The organism is Streptomyces sp. NPDC043854 (assembly GCF_056436005.1).
Genome location: NZ_JBWKDK010000008.1, coordinates 95,436 through 120,300 on the forward strand (window position 1 = coordinate 95,436; position 24,865 = coordinate 120,300).

The 24,865-nt window shown below is 72.9% G+C and carries 23 protein-coding genes and 3 tRNA genes; 20 read left to right on the top strand and 6 right to left on the bottom strand.

Annotated elements, in window-relative coordinates; translation table 11 throughout:
* Positions 1 to 179: 179 nt before the first annotated feature.
* Complete coding sequence (locus AC068A_RS10450; RefSeq protein ID WP_478583616.1) at positions 180 to 809, bottom strand: ATP-binding protein; 630 nt, start codon at positions 807 to 809, stop codon at positions 180 to 182.
* A 59-nt stretch (positions 810 to 868) separates the two neighbouring features.
* On the bottom strand, positions 869 to 1,657 hold the full coding sequence (locus tag AC068A_RS10455) for a glycerophosphodiester phosphodiesterase (protein ID WP_478583618.1): 789 nt from the start codon (positions 1,655 to 1,657) through the stop codon (positions 869 to 871).
* A 234-nt stretch (positions 1,658 to 1,891) separates the two neighbouring features.
* Between AC068A_RS10455 and AC068A_RS10460 the strand changes: the two genes are divergently transcribed.
* The 14 genes from AC068A_RS10460 (at position 1,892) to AC068A_RS10525 (ending at position 15,771) form a co-directional block, all read left to right on the top strand.
* Complete coding sequence (locus AC068A_RS10460) at positions 1,892 to 3,406, top strand: S1C family serine protease (protein ID WP_478583454.1); 1,515 nt, start codon at positions 1,892 to 1,894, stop codon at positions 3,404 to 3,406.
* Positions 3,407 to 3,503: 97 nt separating this feature from the next.
* Positions 3,504 to 4,409 carry a LysR family transcriptional regulator gene (locus tag AC068A_RS10465; RefSeq protein ID WP_478583456.1) on the top strand — a complete coding sequence of 302 codons (906 nt, stop codon included), beginning with the start codon at positions 3,504 to 3,506 and terminating at the stop codon, positions 4,407 to 4,409.
* Positions 4,410 to 4,508: 99 nt separating this feature from the next.
* Positions 4,509 to 5,063, top strand: a complete 555-nt coding sequence (locus AC068A_RS10470) for a cysteine dioxygenase family protein (protein WP_478583458.1) — start codon at positions 4,509 to 4,511, stop codon at positions 5,061 to 5,063.
* On the top strand, positions 5,063 to 6,121 hold the full coding sequence (locus tag AC068A_RS10475) for a YeiH family protein (protein ID WP_478583460.1): 1,059 nt from the start codon (positions 5,063 to 5,065) through the stop codon (positions 6,119 to 6,121). The genes AC068A_RS10470 and AC068A_RS10475 overlap by 1 nt, the downstream gene beginning before the upstream one ends.
* A gap of 207 nt (positions 6,122 to 6,328) precedes the next feature.
* Positions 6,329 to 7,297, top strand: coding sequence for a trypsin-like serine peptidase (locus AC068A_RS10480; RefSeq protein WP_478583462.1), 969 nt, complete (start codon positions 6,329 to 6,331; stop codon positions 7,295 to 7,297).
* A gap of 39 nt (positions 7,298 to 7,336) precedes the next feature.
* A tRNA-Ser gene (locus AC068A_RS10485) sits at positions 7,337 to 7,421 on the top strand.
* 188 nt (positions 7,422 to 7,609) lie between these two features.
* Positions 7,610 to 8,017 carry a DUF6344 domain-containing protein gene (locus AC068A_RS10490; protein WP_478583464.1) on the top strand — a complete coding sequence of 136 codons (408 nt, stop codon included), beginning with the start codon at positions 7,610 to 7,612 and terminating at the stop codon, positions 8,015 to 8,017.
* Between the two features lie 389 nt (positions 8,018 to 8,406).
* A complete protein-coding gene (locus tag AC068A_RS10495) occupies positions 8,407 to 9,567 on the top strand; it encodes an acyl-CoA dehydrogenase family protein (RefSeq protein ID WP_478583620.1) in 1,161 nt (386 codons plus the stop codon).
* Positions 9,564 to 10,547, top strand: a complete 984-nt coding sequence (locus AC068A_RS10500) for a bifunctional MaoC family dehydratase N-terminal/OB-fold nucleic acid binding domain-containing protein (RefSeq protein ID WP_478583466.1) — start codon at positions 9,564 to 9,566, stop codon at positions 10,545 to 10,547. Before AC068A_RS10495 ends, AC068A_RS10500 begins: the two co-directional genes overlap by 4 nt.
* A complete protein-coding gene (locus AC068A_RS10505; protein ID WP_478583468.1) occupies positions 10,547 to 11,614 on the top strand; it encodes an acyl-CoA dehydrogenase family protein in 1,068 nt (355 codons plus the stop codon). Before AC068A_RS10500 ends, AC068A_RS10505 begins: the two co-directional genes overlap by 1 nt.
* Positions 11,611 to 12,009, top strand: a complete 399-nt coding sequence (locus AC068A_RS10510) for a MaoC family dehydratase (protein ID WP_478583470.1) — start codon at positions 11,611 to 11,613, stop codon at positions 12,007 to 12,009. The genes AC068A_RS10505 and AC068A_RS10510 overlap by 4 nt, the downstream gene beginning before the upstream one ends.
* The gene (locus AC068A_RS10515) at positions 12,006 to 13,172 is read left to right on the top strand and encodes a lipid-transfer protein (protein ID WP_478583472.1); all 1,167 of its coding nucleotides are present in this window, start codon (positions 12,006 to 12,008) and stop codon (positions 13,170 to 13,172) included. Before AC068A_RS10510 ends, AC068A_RS10515 begins: the two co-directional genes overlap by 4 nt.
* A 148-nt stretch (positions 13,173 to 13,320) precedes the next feature.
* The gene (locus tag AC068A_RS10520; protein ID WP_478583474.1) at positions 13,321 to 13,854 is read left to right on the top strand and encodes a SigE family RNA polymerase sigma factor; all 534 of its coding nucleotides are present in this window, start codon (positions 13,321 to 13,323) and stop codon (positions 13,852 to 13,854) included.
* Positions 13,855 to 14,124: 270 nt separating this feature from the next.
* Positions 14,125 to 15,771 carry a long-chain fatty acid--CoA ligase gene (locus tag AC068A_RS10525; RefSeq protein ID WP_478583476.1) on the top strand — a complete coding sequence of 549 codons (1,647 nt, stop codon included), beginning with the start codon at positions 14,125 to 14,127 and terminating at the stop codon, positions 15,769 to 15,771.
* A gap of 7 nt (positions 15,772 to 15,778) precedes the next feature.
* On the opposite strand, the gene AC068A_RS10530 is transcribed toward AC068A_RS10525, so the two are convergent.
* The 3 genes from AC068A_RS10530 to AC068A_RS10540 all read right to left on the bottom strand — a co-directional run bounded on the left by AC068A_RS10530 (position 15,779) and on the right by AC068A_RS10540 (position 20,452).
* The gene (locus AC068A_RS10530) at positions 15,779 to 16,354 is read right to left on the bottom strand and encodes an antibiotic biosynthesis monooxygenase (protein WP_478583478.1); all 576 of its coding nucleotides are present in this window, start codon (positions 16,352 to 16,354) and stop codon (positions 15,779 to 15,781) included.
* 13 nt (positions 16,355 to 16,367) lie between these two features.
* Entirely contained in the window at positions 16,368 to 19,898 is a 3,531-nt protein-coding gene (locus AC068A_RS10535; RefSeq protein WP_478583480.1) for a PAS domain-containing protein, read from the bottom strand.
* Positions 19,899 to 20,017: 119 nt separating this feature from the next.
* Positions 20,018 to 20,452 carry an SSI family serine proteinase inhibitor gene (locus AC068A_RS10540; protein ID WP_478583482.1) on the bottom strand — a complete coding sequence of 145 codons (435 nt, stop codon included), beginning with the start codon at positions 20,450 to 20,452 and terminating at the stop codon, positions 20,018 to 20,020.
* Between the two features lie 202 nt (positions 20,453 to 20,654).
* Between AC068A_RS10540 and AC068A_RS10545 the strand changes: the two genes are divergently transcribed.
* Both AC068A_RS10545 and AC068A_RS10550 read left to right on the top strand, forming a co-directional pair.
* Positions 20,655 to 20,745 (top strand) — tRNA-Ser (locus tag AC068A_RS10545).
* A gap of 238 nt (positions 20,746 to 20,983) precedes the next feature.
* Positions 20,984 to 21,056 (top strand) — tRNA-Arg (locus AC068A_RS10550).
* A 72-nt stretch (positions 21,057 to 21,128) separates the two neighbouring features.
* Here the strand turns inward: AC068A_RS10550 and AC068A_RS10555 are convergent.
* Positions 21,129 to 22,040, bottom strand: a complete 912-nt coding sequence (locus tag AC068A_RS10555) for an SMP-30/gluconolactonase/LRE family protein (protein ID WP_478583484.1) — start codon at positions 22,038 to 22,040, stop codon at positions 21,129 to 21,131.
* A gap of 109 nt (positions 22,041 to 22,149) precedes the next feature.
* On the opposite strand from AC068A_RS10555, the gene AC068A_RS10560 reads away from it, so the two are divergent.
* From AC068A_RS10560 to AC068A_RS10575, 4 genes are all read left to right on the top strand, one after another.
* Complete coding sequence (locus AC068A_RS10560) at positions 22,150 to 22,584, top strand: Lrp/AsnC family transcriptional regulator (RefSeq protein WP_478583486.1); 435 nt, start codon at positions 22,150 to 22,152, stop codon at positions 22,582 to 22,584.
* Positions 22,581 to 23,465, top strand: coding sequence for a DUF2797 domain-containing protein (locus tag AC068A_RS10565; RefSeq protein ID WP_478583488.1), 885 nt, complete (start codon positions 22,581 to 22,583; stop codon positions 23,463 to 23,465). Before AC068A_RS10560 ends, AC068A_RS10565 begins: the two co-directional genes overlap by 4 nt.
* A 136-nt stretch (positions 23,466 to 23,601) precedes the next feature.
* Positions 23,602 to 23,940, top strand: coding sequence for an antibiotic biosynthesis monooxygenase family protein (locus tag AC068A_RS10570; RefSeq protein WP_478583490.1), 339 nt, complete (start codon positions 23,602 to 23,604; stop codon positions 23,938 to 23,940).
* Positions 23,918 to 24,802, top strand: coding sequence for an amidohydrolase family protein (locus AC068A_RS10575; protein ID WP_478583492.1), 885 nt, complete (start codon positions 23,918 to 23,920; stop codon positions 24,800 to 24,802). Before AC068A_RS10570 ends, AC068A_RS10575 begins: the two co-directional genes overlap by 23 nt.
* Positions 24,803 to 24,865 lie beyond the last annotated feature (63 nt).

Consider the following 24,865-nt stretch of genomic DNA (forward strand, 5'->3'; position numbering starts at 1 on the left):
TCGGCGTGCGCTCCCGGTCGGCCGCTTGTACGGACGCTGTGCTGATGGTCGTACCGATGGCCGCTGATGCGGGTGCTGCAGTCGGGTCGTTCGGGTTGCTCAGGTCGGTCGGGTTGTTCGGGTCGTTCGGTCGTTCGGGTCAGTCGGGGATCCGTTGGAGGATCCGGTCGGGGATCCGGTCAGGGATCCAGATCGTCGAAGGCGGTGCTGAAGTCGAGGACCGGGGGCGCAACGCGCGTAGCAAAATCCGCGTGACGTGCCCCGCACGCGACGATCACCCAGACGGTGACCTCGCCGGCCGCTCCGTCCCGGACTCCCCAGTCCTGTGCGAGGGCGCTGATGATGTTCAGCCCCCGGCCGCCGTGCGCGGTGACCGAGGGCGTGGCCGGAACGGGGCGGGTGGGGCCGCCTCCGTCCGTGACCTCGACTGTCAGCCGTCCCGCCATGTCGATGCGCCACGCGGCGCGTATCTCCCCGTCGCCGATCTCCCCGGCGCCCAGCGGCCTGCCGTGCCGACAGGCGTTGCCGAGCAGTTCGGAAAGGATCAGTACGGCGTCGTCCACGACCGATTCGGACACCCCGCTGATACGCAACTGCTCGCGCATCCGGTGTCTCGCCTCGCCTACGCCCGCAGGACCATGGCGTACGTCCATGCACGACGACGTGGGCACTTCCTGTGCCACCACCAACGCCACCCCCGGAACCTCCTTAGTCCCACGCCATGGTCTGGATGCCCCAATGGCCTGGACCGGAAACCGACGAACCGGGAGCCCTCTGACGCATTCATGACCACCGGTTGCGGAGCGGATGCGCCGGGGCACACCCTGTCACGGGCGGGTCCGGCGGGGCGGGTGGGCAAATAGGGACGTCAGCGCCCGAGCTGTGACAGAACCTGTCGCGGTCTGTTCGTGATGATTGCTTCCACGCCGAGATCGGCGCAGAGCTGAACGTCCTCGGGTTCGTCTACGGTCCACACGTGCACGGAGTGGCCCGCGCTCTGGAGCCTGCGGATGTAGCCGGGGTTGTTGCGCACGATCCGCATGCCCGGGCCGGCGATCCGCACACCGGCCGGAAGCCGCCCGTCGCGCATCCGCGGCGACACGAACTGCATCAGGTAGACGGTCGGGATCGTCGGCGCGGCGGCGCGCACCCGGTGCAGGGAGCGGGCGGAGAAGCTCATGACGCGGACCGGGTGCGGGCCCTCGGCGGGCGGAGCGTCCAGACCGAACCGCTTGAGGAGGAAGAGGAGGCGCTCCTCCACCTGTCCGGCCCAGCGGGTCGGGTGCTTCGTCTCGATCGCGAGCGGTACGGGCCGTCCGGCGTCGGAGACCAGCTCCAGCAGCCGCTCCAGGGTGAGGACCGAGGTCCGCTCGGGGTCGGCGTCCCAGTCGGGGGACTCCTCGCGGTCCCTCCACGAGCCGAAGTCGAGGGCCGCGAGATCGGCCAGCTCCAGGGCGGAGACGGCGCCGCGGCCGTTGGAGGTGCGGTTGACCCGGCGGTCGTGGACCAGGACCAGATGACCGTCGGCGGTGAGCCGGACATCGCATTCGAGGGCGTCCGCGCCGTCCTCGATGGCCCTGCGGTAGGCGGCCAGCGTGTGCTCGGGGGCATCCTCCGAGGCGCCGCGGTGGGCGACGACCTGGATGGGGAGCGGCATTGCGTGGGTCACCGGGTCATGGTGCCACCGAGGAGGCTCCGGATGGAGGCCTTCGACCCTGCAGGTGTGACCGAAATGCCAGATATAAAGGATGGGGGAGATGCACAGGTCCGGCTTACAGTGCTCTGACGGGTGATGGGGAACGCTTTTCCCAGGAACTTGTGCGGCACGTCGAACGTTCAGACGGGCCGAAACGCCAGTTTGTGAAGCCGTGTGTGACGAGGAGAGAGCGCTGTGAGCACCGATAACGAGGGAACCGCGGCCCCGACGCCCCCCGCGGCCCCTCCGGTCCCGGCTTCCGCCCCGGCGGCCCCGGCCGCGGCGCCTGCCGCTCCCGCCCCGGCGGCCCCGGCTTCGGCGCCCGCCCCCGCTGAGCCCGTGACCCAGCAGCTCCCGCCGACGCCTGCGCCCGGCACCGAGCCCACCCAGCAGATCCCGCCCGCCCCGCACCAGGCTCCGGCCCCGGCGTACGCGCAGCCTGCCGCCCCGCACACCGCGCCGGCCCCGGCCGCGTACGGTGGTGCCGAGGGCTGGCCCCCCGCGCCGCCGACGGTCCCGGCATACGCGGGAGGCGGCGGCCACGGCACCGGCTGGGGCACCCCCCTGGTCGACGGCGTGCCCCCGGCCAAGCCGAAGGGGCGGAGCGGTTTGATCGCCGCCGTGCTCGTGGCGGCCCTGCTCGCGGGCGGTGTCGGCGGCGGCCTCGGCTACTGGGCGGCGGAGCGCAAGAGCGACGGCTTCGGCTCCACGACGATCACCGCCGGCAACACCCCGAAGGACCTCAAGCGCGAGCCCGGCTCCATCGCGGGTCTGGCCGCCTCCGCGCTGCCCAGCGTCGTCACCATCCAGGCCTCCGCCGGCGACGGCGAGGGCGGCACCGGCACCGGGTTCGTCTACGACCAGCAGGGCCACATCCTCACCAACAACCACGTGGTGGCCTCCGCGGCGAACGGCGGCAAGGTCGCCGCGACCTTCTCCGACGGCAAGAAGTACGAGGCCGAGGTCGTCGGCCGGGCCCAGGGCTACGACGTTGCCGTGCTCAAGCTGAAGAACCCGCCGGCCGGCCTCAAGCCGCTCCCGCTCGGCGACTCCGACAAGGTCGCGGTCGGCGACGCGACCATCGCGATCGGCGCCCCCTTCGGCCTGTCCAACACGGTCACCACCGGCATCGTCAGCGCCAAGGACCGCCCGGTGGCCTCCGGCGACGGCTCCGGCGGCAAGAACTCGTACATGAGCGCCCTCCAGACGGACGCCTCGATCAACCCGGGCAACTCGGGTGGTCCGCTGCTCGACGGCCGCGGCGCGGTCATCGGTATCAACTCCGCCATCCAGTCCGCCGGCGGTGGCGGGTTCGGCGGCGGACAGGCCGGTTCGATCGGCCTCGGCTTCGCCATTCCGGTCAACCAGGCGAAGATCGTCGCCGAGTCGCTGATCAAGACGGGCAAGCCGGTGTACCCGGTCATCTCCGTTTCCGTGGACCTCCAGTCCAAGGTCGACGGCGCCAAGATTTCCGAGCAGGGCGCTCCGGCCAACGAGCTGGTCGATCCCAACGGCCCGGCCGGCAAGGCCGGCCTCAAGCCGGGCGACATCATCACCCGCTTCGGCGACCGGCCGATCGACAGCGGCCCGACGCTCATCAGCGAAATCTGGACGCACAAGCCGGGCGACGTCGTGAAGCTGACCTACCTGCGCGACGGCAAGCCGACCACCGTGGACATCACGCTCGGCTCGCGCGTCGGCGACAAGTAGCAGCGGGCGGCCGGCCGGGACGGCTGGCCGGAATGAGGAGGGGCCGCGGGCGGGATTCTGCCTTCGGCCCCTCCCAACGTCCGCTTATGCTTCCCGTGTGTTCGATTCGCGGCACATACGTACTTTCCACGAAGTCGTGGCCTCTGGTTCCTACTCGGCGGCTGCGCGTGCCCTCGGGTACACGCAGCCCGCGATCACCCAGCAGATGAAGGCGCTCGAACGCGCCGTCGGTACCCCGCTGTTCACCCGCGTCGGCCGCAGGATGCAGCTCACCGAGGCGGGAAAGTCCCTGGCCCGGCACGCCGAGTCCATCCTCGGCAGTCTCTCCGCCGCCGAGGCCCAGATGAAGGCGCACGCGCGCCTGCGCACCGGGCGGGTGCGCCTGTGCGGCTTCCCCAGCGCCAACGCCACCCTCGTTCCCGAGGCCCTGAGCAGCCTGGCCAAGGACCATCCGGGCGTCCAGGTCGAGCTGCTGGACGGGGAGCCCCCGGAATCGCTGCTGCGGCTGGAACGCGGGGAGTGCGACATCACCCTGGCCTTCACCTACCCCGGGCTCCATGAGGAGGTTCCCGAGGAGGTCGTGGAGGTCAGGCTGCTGGAGGACCAGCTCACCGTGCTGCTCCCGACCGGGCACCAGCTGGCCCGGCGCCGGGCCGTGCACCTGGCCGACCTCGCGGAGGAGCGGTGGATCGCGGGGTGTCCGCGCTGCCGGGCCAACCTGCTGCACGAGTGCGCCGAGCTGGGCTTCGTGCCCGACATCCGGTTCGCCTCGGACGACAACCTGGTCGTTCAGAGCATGGTCGGGCAGGGGCTCGGCGTGGCGATGATGCCCGCCCTGGTCCTGCCCTCCCTCTCCCTGACCCGGGTCTGCGGGCGGCCGCTCCAGCCGGACGCCCGCCGCCACATTGCCGCGTACGTGTACCGCGACCACCTGCGGATACCGGCGACGGCCGTGCTCCTCGACGCGCTCAAGCTGGTGGCCTCGAACCGCATAGGGTGCTGACCCCGTCGATCACGCCCCCGGCAACCCATAAGCAGTGCTTGGGATTTCAGGTGAAAACTGTCGTTGGACGTGATGGGTGAGCTGTCCGACTCTGCCCATATGACCACCACGACGCCGGCCCGTACCACTGCGAGGATGGCCGCCCTCGTCCAGGAGATCCGCACGGTCGTGGACCGGGGGCTGGCCCCGGACCTGACCGCCTACCTCGTCGGCGAACGACTCGCCCCGCAGCTGGGCACGCCCGACCTGCTCATGCCCGAGCAGTGCGAGGGCAGCCCCGACCGGTACCGGCAGCATGTCCTGCATGCGGAGCCGGACGGCAGCTTCTCGGTGGTGGCGCTGGTGTGGCTGCCCGGTCAGGAGACCGCCATCCACGACCACGTCTCCTGGTGCGTGGCGGGCGTTCACGAGGGCGAGGAGAGCGAGCTCCGCTACCGGCTCGCGCCCGCCACAGCGACGTCCGGCGCCCGGCTGGTGGCCACCGAGGCCGTGGTCAACGGCGTCGGCGACGTCTGCGGATTCGCCCCGCCCGGCGACATCCACAAGGTCCGCAACTCCTGTACCACCAAGGCGATATCGATCCACATCTACGGAGCCGATGTCGTCCGCCTGGGCAGTAGTGTGCGCCGCGTCTACACGCTCCCCGCCGACTGATGGCGCTTCTCAACCGCCCGATACGCGCGGCAGGAAGCGCACCGGCGGGCCGGGTTTCACGTGAAACATCCTCTTCCTGGCCGGGGTTGGGGATGGCCGCCGCCGGCGTCGCCGTGGCGTGGTGCGTGCACCGGCTCGTGCCCGCGATCCCCATGCTGACCGCGTCGGTGGTGCTGGGGATCGCCGCGGCCCACCTTCCCGGCCTACGGGCGACCGTACGCGGAGCCGCCCGTCCCGGCCTCTCGCTGGCCGGTCGGCGGCTGATGCGGATCGGCATCGTGCTGCTCGGCCTCGGTCTGGGCCTGGACCAGGTGCTCGGACTGGGCTGGGCCACCCTGGCCATGGTGGCGGGCGTGGTCGCGGCCACCTTCTTCGGGACGCTCTGGCTGGGCCGACGGCTCGGCCTGCCGGGCGACCAGCCGCTGCTGATCGCCACCGGCTACTCGATCTGCGGGGCCTCGGCGATCGGTGCGGTGAGCCAGGTGACCGGCAGTGACGAGGAGGACGTGGCCGCCTCGGCCGCGCTGGTGACCCTGTGCGGCACGCTGGCCATTGCCGTACTGCCGCTGCTCCAGGATCCGCTCGGGCTCTCCGACGTGGCGTTCGGGCGCTGGGTCGGCGCGAGCGTCCACGACGTCGGCCAGGTCGTGGCGACCGCGCAGACCGCGGGCCCCGGCTCGCTCGGCGAAGCGGTCGTGGTCAAGCTGATGCGCGTGGCGCTGCTGACTCCGCTGGTGGCGGCCGTGGCCTTCGCACTGCGGGCCCGCCGCCGGGGCGAGCGCACGTCTTCCGGTCGCCGCCCGGCTCCCGTGCCGCTGTTCGTGGTCGGTTTCCTGGCCGCGGCCGCCCTGCGCGCCACCGGTGTGCTGCCCGGGGCAGCCCTGGAGTGGGCGCACACCGTGCAGGAACTCCTGCTGGCAGCCGCCTTGTTCGGGCTCGGCAGCGCGGTGGACCTCCGCTCCATGGCCCGGACAGGCGGTCGGGCCGCCGCACTGGGGCTCGGGGCGTGGGTGGTGGTGGCCGGAGTCTCGTACGCGGGCGTGCTGATGACCGTATGAGGGAAGAGATGGTGAGGGGCGGGAGGGGCGTACGGCCGGTCCCACGGGCGGGAGTTGGCCAATTCCTGGCCTGAACCGACCGAACGGTCCGGCCGTCTCCTGACATCTCGTGCCGCGCGTGCCACCCTGCGGCCGATCCGCACCGACAGCTCTTCACCCCCACCCTGTCCGGTTCGACGGGACCGGGCACGGCAGAAGGAGTCATGCGTGAATCGTCATCGCACGGCGGCATCGGTCCTGCTGGCGGCAGGCGCCCTCATCGCGGGCGCGCTGACGGCGGCCACCCCATCGGCCGCCGCGGAAGCCCCGGCCTCGTTCCGGCAGCAGCACACCGCCGGCTTCTGGACCGCCGAGCGGATGCGCAGCGCCGTCCCGCTGGACGTGGTGGCGGCGCCGGGGACAGGACGGGCGCCGGCCACGACCGCGGACCGGCCCACGCTGATCGCTCCGACCGCCGCCTCCGCGCCCGCCTCCGCCGCGGCCTCCCCGACGGCCTTCCCCCAGGCGGGCGGCGCCTGGACGGGCGGCGGGGCGGTGGTGAAGACCTCCGGCCGCGTCTTCTTCACCTTCGGCGACCGGACCGCGTCCTGCTCCGGCGACTCCGTCACCAGCGCCAACGGCAGCACGGTGATCACCGCCGGCCACTGCGTGAAGTACCAGGGCGCTTGGCACACCAACTGGGTCTTCGTCCCGGCGTACAACAACGGCAACGCGCCCTACGGCCAGTGGCCGGCCACCAAGACCTTCGCGACGGACCAGTGGGCCGCCAGCGAGGACATGAACATGGACGTCGGCCTCGCGGTCGTCGCCCCGCAGAACGGCCAGAAGCTCAGCCAGGTCGTCGGCGCCCAGGGCATCCTGTTCAACGGCGGCTACAACAAGCGGATGTACGCCTTCGGCTTCCCGGCTGCCTCGCCGTACGACGGCACCAAGCTGGTCTACTGCAGCGGCAACAGCAGCAGGGACTTCCTGCTGACCAAGGACCACAGCCTGGCCTGCAACATGACCGGCGGCTCCAGCGGCGGCCCCTGGTTCCAGGACTTCAACGAGACCACGGGCCTGGGCACCCAGGTCTCGGTGAACAGCTTCGGCTACACCTTCCTGCCGAACCGGATGTTCGGCCCCTACTTCGGCAACGAGGCGAAGGCCGCCTACGACAAGGCCCAGAATTCCTGACGCCACCGCCTCCCACCTCCCGGTAGTCTGTACCGGCCAGGTGGGTTGCCCGAGCGGCCTAAGGGAACGGTCTTGAAAACCGTCGTGGCGCGAGTCACCGTGGGTTCAAATCCCACACCCACCGCACCAGGTCGGCGCGCGCTGACCAGAAGGGGTGTCCCGGTTCCGGGGCACCCCTTCTTCGTTTGGGCCCTTCGGGTGGTGTTTGTCGGACGATCGGCGCGGGTGGTGCGGGCCGTGCATTTGCGGATACATCATGACGAATGTATGCAGATCCGCCCGCCGGAACAGTGCGAAGCGAGGCACCTCGTCATGGCTCAGCGCATCACTCTCACCTCGGTCTGGACCGTTGTCGTCACCGCGCTCGCGTCGCTGCTCTCCGTCCTCGGGCTTCGCGGCGGGGCCGCAGCGCCGACCGTCTCCGTCGGGGAAGCGCCCGCTTGGTGCAGGTGCGTGGAGGTGTGCCGGCCGGCCGTATCGCGGAGCCGGGGGACGGTGATGCCGAGCTGGGCGCTGCCGCCGACCATCAAGCAGCGGATCTGCGCCGAGGCGCACGGCAGCACCCCGTCCGTCCGCAACTCGGCTGTTGCCGCCGCTGCCCGCGTCGGTGAGGGTGCCCCCATCGGGGCTGCCGCCCGTGCCGCTTCCCGTGTCACCGGCTCGGCGCGGGATGCCGTTGCCGCGGCGGACGTCCGGCTTCGGCTCGCGCTCGCCGCCTAGCGCGCGGGGCGGACACAGGAGGCGCGGGGGCGCGCGGGAGGGCGCGCAGGGGTGTGAGGCATGGGACGGCCAAGCATCCGTACCGCCCGTGTCCTCGCCGCCGCCGCTTCGCTCCCGCTTGCCGCCGTGCTCTGCAGGGGGGGTGGCGTCGGACCAGAGCAACTCCGCGCAGGTCAACGGCTCGGCACTGGCCGGAATCCAGCAGGCCAACTCGAATGTGGCGGTCCACTTCCTCCCGATGCGGTAGCTGCGGCAGGCACCCGCTCCCCGTGCTGCCCCTTTTCGTGTGCGTCCGAGCCTGCCGCCGCCCGCCGGCGACCTTGACATCCTCCGCAGAACTGACGGACAGTCAGATTCACATCGCCGATGTGAGCCGGGAGGACTGCGCCGTGCACCTCGCCCCGACCGAAGGCCAGTTGCGGCTCCGCGCCGAACTGCGCGCGTACTTCCACGACCTCCTGCCGGACGGCGCGCCCCCCGCCGACCCGGCCGCCCAGCGCGCCCTGCTGCGCCGGATCGGCGCCGACGGCCTGCTCGGCCTCGGCTGGCCCGTCGAGTACGGCGGCCAGGGGCGCGGCGCCGACGAGCAGTTCGTGTTCTTCGACGAGGCCTACCGGGCCGGCGCCCCCGTCTCGATGGTCACCCTCAACACGGTGGGCCCGACCCTGATGAAGTACGGGACCACGCAGCAGAAGGACTACTTCCTGCCCCGGATCCTCCGCGGCGAGACCGTCTTCGCCATCGGCTACTCCGAGCCCGCGGCCGGCACGGACCTGGCGTCCCTGCGCACCCGCGCGGTACGTGACGAAGCCGATTGGATAGTCGACGGCCAGAAGGTCTTCACGTCCAACGCCCAGAACGCCGACTGGATCTGGCTGGCCTGCCGCACCGATCCGGCGGCCCCCAAGCACAAAGGAATCTCGATCATCCTCGTGCCGACCGCCGCGCCCGGCTTCTCGTGGACCCCGATCGAGACGGTAGGCGGCCTGACGACCACCTCGACGTACTACGACGGGGTCCGCGTGCCCGCGGGCAACCTGGTGGGCCCCGAGCACGGCGGCTGGGGCCTGATCACCAACCAGCTCAACCACGAGCGGGTGGCCCTGGCCGCCATCGGCATGCAGGCCGAGGACGTCTACGAGGCCGCGCTCCGGCACGCCCGCACTCCCGACCCGGTCACCGGCGAACGCCCCGCCGACCGGCCCTGGGTGCAAGCCCGGCTCGCCGAGGCCCACGCCCGGCTGGCCGCCGTACGCCTCCTCAACTGGCGCCTGGTCCAGGACGTGGGTGCCGGCACCCTGGCCCCGGGCGACGCCAGCGGCGTGAAGTTCTTCGGCACCGAGACCACCGTCGAGGTGTACCGGATGTGCCAGGAGGTGGTGGGCGAGCGGGCCCTCTTGCGGGGAGCCGGGCCCGGAGCCTTCGCGGACGGCGAGCTGGAGCGGATGAACCGCGCCGCCCAGATCAACACCTTCGGCGGCGGAGCCGGCGAGGTCCAGCGGGAGATCGTCGCCATGATGCGGCTCGGCATGAAGGGGAGGAAGCGATGACCGCCACGGAGTCCGGGAAGGCACAGGACGCGGCAGCAGAGCGGTTCCTCGCGCGGCTCCTGGCCTACGAGGGCCGGCCGGCCGCCACCGCCGGGCAGGGCAAGGACCCCGTCAACGAGGCGATGATCCGCCACTGGTGCGAGGCGATGGGCGACACCAGCCCCGCCTACACGGGCCCGGACGCGATCGCCCCGCCCACCATGCTCCAGGCCTGGACGATGGGCGGACTGTCGGGGCACACCGCCCGCTCCGGCGCCTACGACGAACTCCTCGCCCTCCTCGACGGAGCCGGCTGCACCTCCGTCGTCGCCACCGACTGCGAGCAGGAGTACCTGCGCCCGCTGCGCCCCGGCGACACCGTCACCTTCGACGCCGTGATCGAGTCCGTATCGCCGCGCAAGACGACCGGGCTGGGCCCCGGCCACTTCGTGACCACGCGCATGGACGTCCGCGTCGGGGGCGAACTCGCCGGCACCCACCGCTTCCGGATCCTCAAGTACGCGCCCGCCGCACGGCCCCGACCGGCCGGGCAGGACGCGCCCCCGCACGCGGCACCGCCCCGGCGGCGGCCCGAGCAGCCCCGCCGCCCCCGTCCCGTGGTCAACCGCGACAACCAGGGCTTCTGGGACGGCGTCCGGGACCACAGGCTGCTGATCCAGCGATGCACCTCCTGCGCGACCCTCCGCTTCCCCTGGCTGCCCGGGTGCAACGCCTGCGCGAGCCTGGACTGGGACACCGTCGAGGCCTGCGGCGAGGCCACGGTCTTCAGCTACGTCGTCCTGCACCATCCGCCGTTCCCGGCCTTCGACCCCCCGTACGCGGTCGCGCTCGTCGAACTCGCCGAGGGAGTCCGCATGATCACCAACATCACCGGCGTCCCGTACGACGCGGTCCGCATCGGGATGCCCGTCCGGCTGGAGTTCCTGCGGGTGGACGAGGAGTTGGAGCTGCCGGTCTTCCGAGGCGGGGCGGAGGGCTGATGGACTTCCGCCCCACCGAGGAGCAGGCAACCGCGGCCGCGCTCGCCACCCGCATCTTCCGCGACCTCGCCACCCACGAACGCCTCGCCGCGGCCGACACCGGCACCGACGCCGAACTGTGGAAGGCCCTCGCCGACTCCGGGCTGATCGGCGCGGTGGAGGACATCGGCCTGCTCGGGCTGGTGCTGCTGCTGGAGGAGCAGGGCCGCACCACGGCGCAGGTCCCGTACGCCGCCACCTGCGTGTACGGGGTCCTCCCCGTCGCCGCGCACGGCAGCGCCGAGCAGCGGGCCCGCCTGCTGCCCGCCCTGTGCACGGGCGAGGCGGTGGCCACCGGCGCCCTCCCGGCCCGCGGATGCTTCACCGCGTCGGCGGACGGCCGGCTGACCGGTACCGCTCCCCTCGTGCCGTGGCTGCGCGATGCCTCCCATGTCCTGGTCCCCGATGCGGACCGGGCCCTGTGGCTCGTACGGACGGACGCTCCCGGCGTGGAGACCGCGCCCGTGGAGACCACCGCCCCCTGGGCTGCCGGGCGGCTCGGCCTGGCCGGGGCCGAGGCCGAACCGCTCGGCCCGGCGCCCGCTCCCGGCGGGCAGCCCTACGGGCAGGTGCTCGCCGCCGCCCGCACGGCGTTCGCGGGGCTTCAGGCGGGCGTATGCGCGGGCGCCGTGGCCCGCGCGGCCGAGTACACCTCCACCCGCGAGCAGTTCGGCCGGCCCCTCTCCACGAACCAGGGGGTGATGCTGCGCGCCGCCGACGCGCACATGGACACGGAGGCGATCCGGGTCACCGCCTACGAGGCGGCCTGGCGCATCGACCAAGGGCTCCTGGCGCACGAGCACGCCCTGACGGCGGCCTGGTGGGCCTCGGAGGCGGGCAAGCGGGTCGTCCACGCGGTCCAGCACCTGCACGGCGGGACGGGCGCCGACCTCGACCACCCGGTCCACCGGCACTTCCTGTGGGGGCGCCAGCTCGACGCCTACCTCGGCTGCGGCAGCGAGCTGCTGGCCGAGCTCGGCACCCTCCTGTCCCGGCCGAACACACCGCCCGAGGGGGAGGACGCATGAACGTCGGCGACACACTGCCGCCGCTGGAGATCCCGATCACCCGCACGCTCATCGTCGCGGGCGCGATCGCCTCCCGGGACTACCAGGACGTGCACCACGACGCGGAGCTCGCGCGCGAAAAGGGCTCCCCGGACATCTTCATGAACATCCTGACCACGAACGGGCTGGTCGGCCGGTACATCACCGACCACCTCGGCCCCGGGGCCGTCCTGCGCAGGGTGGCCATCCGGCTGGGCGCCCCGAACCACCCGGGCGACACCATGACCCTCACCGGCACCGTCACCGCCCTCGCCGGGGACACCGCCGAGATCCGCGTGGTCGGGGCCAACGGCATCGGCCGGCACGTCACCGGCACCGTCACCGTGACCCTGCCCGCCCCGGGAGGCACGGCATGAGCGTGCGGAACCGGGACGGGCTCGGCGGGCGCGCCGCCATCGCCGGTATCGGCGCGACCGAGTTCTCCAAAGACTCCGGCCGCAGCGAGCTGCGGCTCGCCGTCGAGGCCGTGCACGCCGCACTCGACGACGCCGGGCTCACCCCCGCCGACGTCGACGGCATGGTCACCTTCACCATGGACACCAGCCCCGAGATCACGGTCGCCCAGGCCGCCGGGACCGGGGAGCTCTCCTTCTTCTCCCGCATCCACTACGGCGGCGGTGCTGCCTGCGCCACCGTCCAGCAGGCCGCCCTCGCCGTCGCCACCGGGGTCGCGGAGGTCGTCGTCTGCTACCGCGCCTTCAACGAGCGCTCCGGCCGCCGCTTCGGCTCCGGTGTGCAGCAGCGCGAGCCCTCTGCGGAAGGCGCCGCCCTGGGCTGGTCGCTGCCCTGGGGGCTGCTCACGCCGGCCTCCTGGGTGGCCATGGCCGCCCAGCGCTACCTGCACGCCCACCGCCTCACCCCCGAGGCGTTCGGGCACGTCGCCGTCACCGGCCGGCGGCACGCCGCGAACAACCCCGCCGCCTGGTTCCACGGCCGGCCCATCACCCTCGCCGAGCACGCCGCCTCGCGCTGGATCGCCGAGCCGTTGCGGCTGCTGGACTGCTGCCAGGAGACCGACGGCGGCCAGGCCATCGTCGTCACCAGCACCCGGCGGGCCCGCGACCTGCGCCACCCGCCTGCCGTGATCACCGCGGCGGCGCAGGGCGCGGGCCGCCGCCAGGAGGGCATGACCTCCTTCTACCGCGACGACCTCACCGGCCTGCCCGAGATGGACGTGGTCGCCCGGCAGCTGTGGCGGACCAGCGGACTGCGCCCCTCGGACATCGACGTCGGCATCCTCTACGACCACTTCACGCCGTTCGTGCTGATGCAGCTGGAGGAGTTCGGCTTCTGCAAGCCCGGCGAGGCCGCCGACTTCGTTGCCGCGGACGAGCTGCCCCTCAACACGCACGGCGGCCAGCTCGGGGAGGCATACCTGCACGGCATGAACGGCATCGCCGAAGCCGTGCGCCAGCTGCGCGGCACCTCCGTCAACCAGGTCCGCGGGGCCGCCCACGCCCTGGTCACGGCCGGGACCGGGGTACCGACGTCCGGGCTGATCCTCGGCGCGGACGGCTGACGCCCCGCGACCCGTGGCCCTGCCCACCGCCCCCGCCCCCTCCACCTTCAGGAGGTGGGATACGCCCCGCCCCTACAACCTGAGAGGGACCCCCCTTCGGCACCTGCGGCCGATCCCCTGCCAGGCCCCGCGCTTCTAGCGTGGAGCCATGACCACGCCCGTGTGCACGCTCGCCTCGCAACCGACGCCGTACCCGTCGTTCTCGGCGTACGTCCGGACCCGGGGCGCGGGCCTGCTGCGCACCGCGCGCTCGCTCACGCCCAACCCGTGCGATGCCGAGGACCTGCTCCAGACGGCGCTGGCCAAGACCTACGCCGCCTGGGACCGCATCGAGGACCACCGGGCCCTGGACGGCTACGTCCGGCGGGCCCTGGTCAACACCCGCACCTCCCAGTGGCGCAAGCGCAGGATCGACGAGTTCGCCTGCGACGAGCTCCCGGAGACCGAGGCACCGCAGAGCACCGACCCCGCCGAGGCGCAGGCCCTGCGCGACGCGATGTGGCGCGCGGTGACCCGGCTGCCCGACCGGCAGCGTGCCATGGTCGTCCTGCGCTACTACGAGGACCTGACCGAGGCTCAGACCGCCGAGCTCATGGGGGTCTCCATCGGCACCGTCAAGAGCGCCGTCTCCCGCGCGCTGGTCAAGCTCCGCGAGGACCCGGAGCTCACCCCGGTCCGCTGAGCGCCCGCCGCCCGTTCCGGCCGCGACCAGGGATGTTTCACGTGAAACCCGGGCCGCCGTTTCACGTGAAACAACGCCCGCCCCCGGCGCGGCCTGTGCGCCGTGCACCGTACGCGCGCCCCGGGCCTGTGCGCGGCGCCACGCCGTGTCCCCTGACAGCGATTGAGCGCCCTGTTTGTACCCCCGGGTAGTGACATGCCGACCGGTACGTGCGCAGAATCGGCAGCAATCCAAGCCGCCGCAGCGCCGCAGCGCCCACGGGAGGACGCTTTGCTGAGCACCATGCAGGACGTACCGCTTCTCGTCAGTCGGATACTCCGACACGGGATGACGATCCACGGGAACTCCCAGGTCACGACCTGGACCGGAGAGGCGGAGCCGGACCGGCGCAGCTTCGCCGAGATCGGTGCCCGGGCCGGGCGCCTGGCCCACGCCCTGCGCGACGGGCTCGGCGTCCAGCAGGACGACCGGGTGGCCACGCTGATGTGGAACAACGCGGAGCACGTCGAGGCGTACTTCGCGATCCCCTCCATGGGCGCGGTCCTGCACACCCTCAACCTCAGGCTTCCCCCCGAGCAGCTCGTCTTCATCGTCAACCACGCCGCCGACCGGGTCGTGCTGGTCAACGGGACCCTGCTGCCGCTGCTCGCCCCGCTGCTGCCGCACCTGCCCACCGTCGAGCACGTGGTCGTCTCCGGCATCGGCGACCGCTCCGTACTCGACGGACTCGGCGTCCGCGTCCACGAGTATGAGGAGCTCCTCGCGGGCCGCTCCGACCACTACGACTGGCCGGAGCTGGACGAGCGCCAGGCCGCCGCCATGTGCTACACCTCGGGCACCACCGGCGACCCGAAGGGCGTCGTCTACTCGCACCGCTCCATCTACCTGCACTCCATGCAGGTCAACATGGCGGAGTCGATGGGGCTGAACGACAAGGACACCAGCCTCATCGTCGTCCCGCAGTTCCACGTGAACGCCTGGGGCCTGCCCCATGCCACGTTCATGACCGGCATCAACATGCTGATGCCGGACCGGTTCCTGCAGCCCGCCCCGCTCGCCGAGATGATCGAGCGGGAGCGGCCCACGCACGCCGCGGCCGTCCCCACCATCTGGCAGGGGCTCCTCGCCGAGGTCACCGCCCGCCCGCGCGACCTGACCTCCATGCGGCAGGTCACCATCGGCGGCGCGGCCTGCCCGCCCTCGCTGATGGAGGCGTACGACAAGCTCGGCGTCCGCCTCTGCCATGCCTGGGGGATGACCGAGACCTCGCCGCTCGGCACCATGGCGCACCCTCCGGCCGGCCTGGACGCCGACGAGGAGTGGCCGTACCGGATCACCCAGGGCCGCTTCCCGGCGGGCGTCGAACCCCGCCTGGTCGGCCCGGGCGGCGACATCCTGCCCTGGGACGGGGAGTCGGCGGGTGAGCTGGAGGTGCGCGGCCCCTGGATCGCGGGCGCCTACTACGGCGGATCCGGCGAACCGCTGCGCCCCGACGACAAGTTCAGCTCCGACGGCTGGCTCAAGACCGGCGACGTCGGCGTGATCACCTCGGACGGCTTCCTCACGCTCACCGACCGGGCCAAGGACGTGATCAAGTCCGGTGGCGAGTGGATCTCCAGCGTGGAGCTGGAGAACGCGCTGATGGCGCACCCCGAGGTCGCCGAGGCCGCGGTCGTCGCCGTCCCGGACGACAAGTGGGGCGAGCGCCCCCTGGCCACCGTCGTCCTCAAGGAGGGCGGGACCGTGGACTATGTGGCGCTGCGGGCCTTCCTCGGCCAGTCCATCGCCAAGTGGCAGCTGCCCGAGCGCTGGACGTTCATCGAGGCGGTCCCCAAGACCAGCGTCGGCAAGTTCGACAAGAAGGTGATCCGCAGGCAGTACGCCGACGGCGAGCTCGACGTCACCGTGCTCGACTGAACCACCGTCAGCCGCGCGTGAGCCAAGGCCGCAGCAGCCTGCTGACGGCAGGCATGGCCACGTAGGTCATCAGGGTGCTGAAGACGGCGGCGAAGGCCGCCGTCCGCAGCACGAAGTTCACGTCCACCAGGTACGGCCCGAGCACCGCGTTGCCGACCAGCGAGATCGGGAAAATGGCCAGCCCGGAGCTGATCGCCATCTTCCACCGCGGCGGTGCGGGCTGGGCCGTACCCGGCTTGGCGAACCAGGTCTCCATGCCGTGCAGCTCGCGCCGGGCCGTCTCGGTGTGGTGGTGGCCCTCGCAGTTCGCGAAGAAGGCGGCCCGCTCCGGCGAGTCCTGCCACCGTCGCAGCGCGGACTGGTCCCGGAAGCGGTGCACGAGGAACCACGGTCCGCCCTCCTGCGCCGGGCGGAACAGCCCGTAGCCGAGGTGGTCCGGGAAGGACGCGGCGGTCTCCAGGATGCCGCGCGCCCAGCCCTCGAACGCTTCCTCGTACCCCGGCTCGACCTGCCGGGCGATGAGCAGACTCACCTCCCCGTTGTCGGCGGGGACGGCGTGCTCGGACGTGTCGGTGATGGCCATCGGGCCAGGATGGCTAGTTGGTGCCGATCTTGGCCAGGAGGTCCACGATGCGGCCCTGCACGTCCGCCGTGGTGGCCCGTTCCGCGAGGAAGAGCACGCTCTCCCCGGACGCGAGCCGCGGCAGCACGGCATCGTCGATCCCGGTGGCCGTGTAGACCACCAGCGGGGTCCGGTTGAGCCTGCCGTTGGCGCGCAGCCAGTCGACGATGCCGGCCCGTCGGCGGCGTACCTGCATGAGGTCCATGACCAGCAGGTTGGGCCGCATCCGGGACGCCAGCTCCGCCGCGTCGGTGTCGGCGCCCGCCCGGGCGACCTGGAGCCCGCGCCGTTCGAGCGCGGCCGTGAGCGCGGTTGCGATCCCGTCGCGCTCCTCGATCAGCAGGACCCGCGACGGGTGCTGCTCGCTGTCGCGCGGCGCGAGCGCCTTGAGGAGCACGGCAGGATCCGCCCCGTACGCCGCCTCGCGCGAGGCGTGGCCGAGCCCGGCCGTGACCAGTACGGGCACCTCGGCGGCCACCGCGGCCGCGCGCAGCGATTGGAGGGCGGTCCGGGTGATCGGGCCGGTCAGCGGGTCCACGAACAGGGCCGCGGGCAACGCGGCGATCTGCGCGTCGACTTCCTCGCGGGAGTGCACGACCACCGGGCGGTAGCCGTTGTCGCTGAGCGCCTGCTGCGTCTGCACGTCGGGCGCGGGCCACACCAGGAGCCGGCGCGGGTTGTCCAGCGGCTCCGGCGGCAGCTCGTCGTCGACCGGCGGCGGAACGGGCCGGCTGACCACCTCGATGGCGCCGCCGGGCCCGTCCAGCGGTTCCGGCCCCTCGGCCGCGCCCGCCTCGGGGGCGCCTATCACGAAGGCACGGCCCTGTGGCGCGGGCTCGGCGAGCCGGCGGCGGCGTCCGGAGCCGCCGGCGGCGGCACCGTTGTCGGGAGCAGCGGACGGGTCGACCGAGATGCCCTGGCCGAGGGTGCGGACGCTGATCGGCCGGCCCGGCTCGGCCGCCCCGTCCTGCGGCTGCCGGGCCCCGGGCACGGCGGCACGGCCGGCGGCCTCGTCGTCCTCGGGGGCGGTCCGGGCTGCCGGAACCGGCCAGGCAGGGGTGGGCGGCAGGGCCCGGCGCCGCCCGGTCGGCGGTACGGCCTCCCCGTCACCCGCGGCGGCGGGCGCGGCGGGAGCCGCGGACTCGGCACCGGGCGTGCCCAGGGCGCGCCGGGCACGCCGCCCGACCGGGGCCTCGCCCTCGGCGGAGGCGCCGGGCACGGCACCCGGAGCCGGAGCGGAGCCAGGAGCCGGAGCGGAGCCGGGTGCCGGTGCGCCGGCGGGAACCGGGGCGCCGACGGGAACCGGGGCGCTGGCGGGAGCGGACCCGGGCGAGCCGAGCGACCCGGGCGCGGGCGGGAACGGTCCGGCGGCAGGACCGGGAACGGGGGTGGCGGCCGGGACCGCAGCCCCAGCCGGAACAGGAGCCGGAACAGGGGCCGGACCCGGCGTCGGACCGGCGGGCAGCGCGAAGCCGCCCTCCGGGGCGATCGGCCGTGCGGGAGCCGGGCCGCCGGCGGGTGCGGCCGGCGCGAGTCCCGCCGCGGGCACCGGGCTACCGGGCCGTACCGGACCGGCCTGGCCCAGCGCACGCCGCCGCCCGGCGGGGTGCTCGGTCGCCGGAACCGAAGGCATGGCGGGCACGGGCGGCAGTGCGGGCATGGCGGTGCCCTGCGGGGGCACGGGCCGGGCGGCACCGCCCTCGGCGCCCTCGCCGTCGCCGTCCCGGCCGCGCCGGCGGCCGGTGCCGAGGCCGGCCGGGTTCACCGGGGACTGAGCGAGCGCGGGCGCGGCCGCGTCGGCAGGGGCCTCGCCGGCTCGCCGCCGCCCGGACGGCAGTGCCAGCGCGCCCCCGGCCGCAGCGGCGCCGGGTGCGCCCGCCTCGTCCGCGGAGTCCTCCAGGAACGCGTCCACCCCGCGCCGGCCGCGTCGCCCGGTGCCCTTGGCAGCCGCTCCGGCGGCCGCCCCGCCACCCTGCGCATCCGGCTTCGGTTCGGGCTCGGGCTCAGGCTCCGGCTCGGGTTCCGGTTCCGGTTCGGGCAGGGTCACGGTCCCGGCGCCCGAGCCCAGGGGGAGTTCCAGCACGTACGCGCCGCCGGGCGCGCCGGGCACCTCCACGGTCTGGAGCACACCCGCGTGCGCGGTCACGATGCCGCGGACGATCGGCTCGTGCACCGGGTCTCCGCCCTGGTAGGGCCCGCGCACCTCGATGCGTACGACCTCGCCGCGCTGCGCGGCGGCGACCACGATCGTGGAGTCGGCGTACCCGCTTCCCTGGGGGGTCTTGCCGGTGGCGTCCACGCCGGCGACGTCCGCGACGAGGTGCGCGAGGGCGGTGGCGATCCGTTCCGGATCCACCTCGGCCTCGATGGTCGGCGCGTGCACGGCGAACTGCGCCCGGCCCGGGCCGATCAGCTCGACCGCGCCGTCGACGCCGGCCTTGACGACCCCGTCCATCAGGACGTTCTTCTTCCTCAGCTTCTCGCTGCCCGCGTCCAGACGCTGGTAGGCCAGCACGTTGTCGACGAGCGTGGTCATCCGGGAGTACCCGGCGGCCAGGTGGTGCAGCAGCTGGTTGGCCTCGGGCCACAGCTGGCCGCCGTCGTCGGCGGCCAGGGTGGCCAGCTCACCGCGCAGCTCCTCCAACGGCCCGCGCAGGGAACCGCCGAGGACCGCGACGAGCTGGGCGTGCCGTGCGGCCAGCGCGTCGAAGGGCCGCCGGTCGGTGAAGGTCATCACGGCGCCGACGAGCATGTCGCCGTCGCGCACGGGTGAGGTGGTCAGGTCCACGGAGACGGGCTGCCCGGCCTTGTTCCACAGCACCTGGCCGCGCACCCGGTGCTTGCGGCCGCTGCGCAGGGTGTCGGCGAGCGGGGACTCCTCGAAGGGGAACGGGGAGCCGTCGGCGCGCGAGTGCTGGATCAGGGCGTGCAGCTCGCGGTTGCCGAGATCGGTGGCGCGGTAGCCGAGGATCTGTGCGGCCGCCGGGTTGACGAGGACGACGCGGCCGTCGGTGTCCGTGCCGACGACGCCCTCGGCGGCGGCGCGCAGGATCATCTCGGTCTGCCGCTGGGAGCGGGCCAGCTCGGCCTCGGTGTCCACGGTCTCGGAGAGGTCGCGTACGACGAGCATCAGCAGCTCGTCCCCGGTGTAGGCGGGCTGCGGCTCGCGGTAGGCGTCCCGGCCGTCCAGGTGGGCGTGGGTGACCTCGACCGGGAACTCGCTGCCGTCGGTGCGCCGCGCGACCATCCGCTTGGGCTTGGCCCGGCCGCCGTCGTCGTCGCCGGGGCGGCGCATCGAGCCGGGGATCAGCTTGGAGTCGAAGTCGGGGAACAGGTCCAGCACACCGCGGCCGACCAGGCCGGTGCCGGGGCTCTCCATGACCTCGAGGGCGATCGAATTCGCGTTGACGACCGTGCCGTTGGCGTTGACGAGCAGCAGCGCGTCCGGAAGCGCGTCGAGTATTGCTGCGAGGCGAGCAGCGCCTCGGGATGGCCTGCTGCTCACGACGAGCTTCCTCCCTGACCACGACTACCGGCATGTCACGGGAGGAGTCTAAGGGCACGGCCCCGGCCTGAGGTGGCGGATGTTCCGGGTACTCCGGGCATCCGCCGCATCCTCCCAGGTCAGGAGTGCCCGGCCGGAAGCACGGGTTCCAGGTTGCGCCACCGCGCGATCTCGCACCCGTCGGTTCGCCGGAATGAGGCGTTCACCTTTTGCCCCTGCCACGTGCCGGTGATGCTCGCCCTGGCCGGTCCGCCGTCCTGCTGGGTGCACACCCGACGCTCGGACTCGGCGGCGAAGGGGTTCTCGCCGGCCTCGGCGAACCGGTCGAGGCGGGCGCACGCCTGCTCCGCCCGGGGGTGGTCCCCGCCGGCGGGGTTGCACTCGAGCAGGTACTCCCCGTCCGCCCGGGGGTTGCCGGTGTGGGAGACGGAGACGGTGAGGCGGTCGGGGGAGGACAGCAGCCGGTCGAGGGGCAGCGGGGTCAGCGGGGGCAGCGGGCCGGCGGCGGTGGTGGCCAGGAGGGAGGTGACGGCGAAGGCGGCGAGTCGCAACATGGGGGCACTCCAGGTCGTCCGTACGTCGTACGCCTGACCAACGACATACGGGCGCGGTGCGTGACGGCCACCGCGGACCGTGTGCCGGGAGTGATTAAGCCTTTGCTCTGCGGCCAGCTTGCCTAGTACCGTGGGAGCGGATTGGTGACCGGCCCTGCGGCTGTGTCATCATCTGCACGCACCCCGTACGCGGGGGTGTGCTGGAGGCGTCGCCTAGTCCGGTCTATGGCGCCGCACTGCTAATGCGGTTTGGGGCTTACCCCCCATCGAGGGTTCAAATCCCTCCGCCTCCGCAATCGGCGAAGCCCCGGTCCTCACGGACCGGGGCTTCGCTGCATTTCCGGCGCGAACCCGCTGCCGTGTTCGGGGTCCGTAGGCGCCCGGTCGGGGCGCGCATCCGTCCGGACGATCACCCTCCGGGGTGTTTTCGCAGGTCAGGGCCGGTTTGGTTAACGGATTTCGCGTCCCGGCAAGGTCCATGTATTGTTGTTCTCGCAAGGCCAACGGGGCGAAAAACCCCGGGAAGCCCAAGCACTCGTAGCTTAACGGATAGAGCATCTGACTACGGATCAGAAGGTTGCAGGTTCGAATCCTGCCGAGTGCACAGCCGAAGAGGCCCCCCGGTTCGCCGGGGGGCCTCTTGCGTTGGGCGGGTACGGGCCCGGTCCGACCGGGGCTACCGGACGCGGGGGAGGCCCGTCACCGACAGGACCAGCGAGTAGAGCGAGGTCGTGGCGGTGATGAAGAGGCGGTTGTTCTTCGGGCCGCCGAAGGCGATGTTCGAGACGGGCTCGGGGACGCGGATCCGGCCGATCGGGGTGCCGTCCTGCGCGTAGCAGCGCACACCCTCCTCCATGGCCGCCACCCACAGCCGGCCCTCGTCGTCGAAGCGGATGTTGTCCACCGGACGGCACTCGGCGAAGACGCGGTCGCCGCTGAGCGTGCCGTCCTCGCCCACCTTGAACGCGCGGATGTGGCCGGCCGCGGTGTCCGCCGCGTACAGCTCGCTCTCGTCGGGCGAGAACACGACGCCGTTCGGGCCGCGGAACCCGTCCGCGACGATCCGCACCTCGCCCGTCACCGGGTCCGCGCGGTAGAGGTTGCAGGCGCCGATCTCGGACGGCGCGCGCACGCCCTCGTAGTCGCTGGTGATGCCGAAGTCCGGGTCCGAGAACCAGATCGAGCCGTCCGAGCGCACCACGGCGTCGTTCGGGCTGTTGAGCCGCTTGCCCTCGAAGCGGTCCGCGATGACGGTGATGCTGCCGTCCGGTTCGGTCCGGGTGACGCGCCGGTTGCCCTGCTCGCAGGTGATCAGGCGGCCCTCGCGGTCCAGGGTGTTGCCGTTCGGGTGCCCGGCCGGGGAGCGGAAGACCGAGACCGCGCCCGTCGCCTCGTCCCAGCGCAGCATCCGGTCGTTGGGGATGTCGCTCCACACCACCTGCCGCCAGGCCGGCAGGTACAGCGGGCCCTCCGCCCAGCGGCAGTCGTCGTGGAGCCGTTCGAGGCGGGCGTCGCCGTTGGCGCAGCGGCCGGTGCGGAAGCGCTCGTCCAGAATCTCGTACAGGTTGAGGTCGGCGATGGATGACACAATTCCCCCTTGTGACTGAACTGCCGAATGGCGTTCTGCTGTGCGGGTAGATTGCATGATCATGTACTGTCGATGCAAGGGATTGCCCGACACAGGGGAGGAAGACCGCGTGGACGACATCGACCGGGCGCTCGTCCGGTGCCTCCAGCAGGACGCGGGCCAGTCGTACGCCGCCCTCGGCGCCGCCGTCGGGCTGTCCGCCGGCGCCGCCCACGAGCGGGTGCGCAAGCTCCGCGAGCGCGGGGTCATCCGGCGCACCACCGTCGACGTGAACCCGGCCGCCGTGGGCAGCGGCGTGCTCGCCTACGTGATGGTCGACGCCAACGCCTGGATGGGGGACTCCGCCGCCGCCTTCGAGGCGATCGCCGAGATCCAGGAGGCCCATGTCATCGCCGGCAGCGCATCGGTCCTGGTCAAGGTGCGCACCGCCACCACCGGGCAGCTGCAGGACGTCCTACGCCGGCTCTACGCCATCGACGGGGTCAGCGGCACGCACGCCACCGTCGTCCTGGAGACCTTCTTCGAGCGGCCCCTCCCGCTGTGACCTGGCGGTGCACGGGGATCCGGTGGAGCGGCGGCCGTCCGGCCATCGGCTGGTACGCCGAGGGGCGCGGTGAGCGGAGCAGCCCGCTCGCCTACGGCCGGCCCCTCGCCTTCGCCGCGCAGGGGGAGCGGATCTGCCTCGGCGTGCGCCGCGCCGGGAAGCGGACCCCGTGCCCCACGGCCGCCCGCGTCCCGGGCCGGGCCACGAGCGCCCAGTGCCCCGAATGCGCCCGCCTGGACCGGTCGTTCTCGGTGGCCGCCGACACCAACGCCGCCGACCCGCGCACCTATCGCGTCTACCTGGCCTGGTTCGGGCCCGGCATGGTCAAGGTCGGCATCACCGCCGAGGAGCGCGGCCCCGCCCGGCTCCTGGAGCAGGGGGCGGTGACCTGGGCCTGGCTCGGCCGCGGCCCGCTGATGGCCGGCCGGCGCACCGAGGAACTGCTGCGCGCCGCCCTCGGCGTGCCCGACCGGATCCCGTACGCCCGCAAACGCGCCGTCCGGTCCGACCTCCCGGCCCCGGCCGACCGCGCCCGCGAGGTCGCCGCACTGCACGCCCGGGCGGTCGGCCTGCCCGGGTGGCCCTCGTCGCTGGAGCCGCTGGCCTGCGAAGTCGCCGACCATGCCGGGCCGTTCGGGCTGGCCGGGCTGCCGGCCCCGGTGCGGGTGGCCACCGCGATGGTGCCCGGCGGGGCCGTCGTCGGCCGGCTCGCCGGAGCGGCCGGCCCCGATCTCCACCTGGCCGACGGGCTCGTCGTCGACACCCGCCTGCTGGCCGGCTGGGAGCTCGTCACCCCCCGCCCCGCCCGGACGACCGATGTGCCGACAGCCGCCGCAGCCCTTCCGCCCGGCACCGCAGCAGGGCAGGACGGGCTCTTCTGAGGCGGGCCACACCCCGGCCCCCCTTCCCGGCCCCGGTGCCCGCCCGCCGCGCCCGAAGGTCAAATCTTGGATCCCGTCGGCCGCCCGGACCGCATTCCGGTGGACATCGCGCCGGGGCGCCGCCGAGGGTGTGTTCATGACCATCACGCCCGTGCCCGCCTTCGAACCGCCGTACCTGATGGCGGTCTTCAGCTCCGTCCGCACCGCCGACGACAGCGGCTACCCGGAGACCTTCGCCCGGATGAACGAGCTCGTCCGTGAGATCCCCGGCTTCCTCGGCTACGAGTCCGCCCGCACCCCCGGCGGCCTCGGCATCACCGTCAGCTACTTCCGCGACCACGACTCCCTCGCCCGGTGGCGGCAGGACCTCGATCACAAGGCGGCCATGAAGCAGGGCCGCGCCGACTGGTACGAGAGCTACACCCTGCACGTCGCGACCGTGGAGCGGAGCCATGGCTTTGAGCGCAACGGCTGAGGCGGTCCGAGCCTTCCGGGAGCGGCTCGGCCTGCCCGGACTGGTCGACGTCCACACGCACTTCATGCCCGAGCGGGTCCTGGACAAGGTGTGGGACTACTTCGACGCGGTCGGGCCGCTGACCGGCGTCGAATGGCCCATCACCTACCGGCACGAGGAGGAGCAGCGGGTCGCGCTGCTGCGGGAGTTCGGGGTCCGGGCCTTCACCGCCATGCTGTACCCGCACAGGCCGCAGATGGCGGCCTGGCTCAACTCCTGGTCCGCCGACTTCGCCGCCCGCACCCCCGACTGCCTGCACACCGCGACCTTTTTCCCCGAGGAGGCGGCGGCCGCGTACGCCCGCCAGGCCGTCGACGCCGGCGCGCGGATCTTCAAGGCCCACCTCCAGGTCGGCGGCTACGACCCCGGAGACGAGCTGCTCGACCCGGTCTGGGGGCTGCTCGCCGAGGCCGGCATCCCGATCGTGGTGCACTGCGGTTCGGGACCCGTCCCCGGCAAGCACACCGGCCCCGGGCCCGTCTCCGCCGTGCTCGCCCGCCACCCGCGGCTGGCGCTGGTCATCGCCCACATGGGGATGCCCGAGTACGGGGAGTTCCTCGACCTCGCCGAGCGGTACGAGCGGGTGTGCCTCGACACCACCATGGCCTTCACCGACTTCTCGGAGCAGTTCAGCACCTTCCCCGCCGGCGAGCTCGGGCGGCTAGCGGACCTCGGCGACCGGATCCTGCTCGGCACCGATTTCCCCAACATCCCCTACCCGTACGATCACCAGCTCGCCGCTCTGGAACGGCTGGGCCTCGGCGACGACTGGCTGCGCGCCGTCTGCCACGACAACGGGGCCCGGCTGTTCGGCCTGGACTGACCAGCGCGTTTCTCAGGAAATTCACAGACAGGCGCAAGAACGCTCTCAGAGGCAGCCGCCAGC